1 protein-coding gene is annotated in these 519 nt (G+C 69.2%); it reads left to right on the forward strand.

The features are described from left to right. On the forward strand, positions 1-519 hold a 519-nt coding region (locus tag AC1DTN_RS39245; protein ID WP_477925662.1), incomplete at both ends, for an ABC transporter permease subunit.

The raw sequence follows: 519 nt of genomic DNA on the forward strand, positions 1-519 counted from the left end.
GTGCTGGCCCTCGGCCTGGCGGCATTGGCGGCGGCCGTGCTCGGCTACTTCATGATCTGGGGGCAGGTGGGCGGCGTGTTCTTCGGCATCGTCACGCTCTCGGCGACGCTGGTGCTGGCCTTCTTCCTCGGGCAGACGGCCGGGCCGGAATGGCGCATCGGCAGCGCGCGGCTCAACGGCTTCAACGGCATGAAGGACATGGCCCCGCTGAACATCCCCTGGTTCGGCGACCAGCCGCTGGCCTTCGAGGGCACGGCGCTCTACTACCTCGTCGTCGCGCTCATCCACTTCGTCTACGTGGGCCTGCGCATGCTGCTGAACTCGCGCTTCGGCAATGTCGTCGTGGCGGTGCGGGAGGACCCGCAGCGCGCCGAGCTGCTGGGCTACGACGTGCGCAAGTACCAGCTCGTCACCTTCATCGTCGGCTCCACGCTGGCCGGCCTGAGCGGGGTGCTCTACACCTCGTGGGGACAGTTCATCACACCGGCCAGCGTGGGCCTGCCCGCGGCGGCGATGCCG

This window comes from Rhizobium sp. 01T444, from assembly GCF_056398305.1.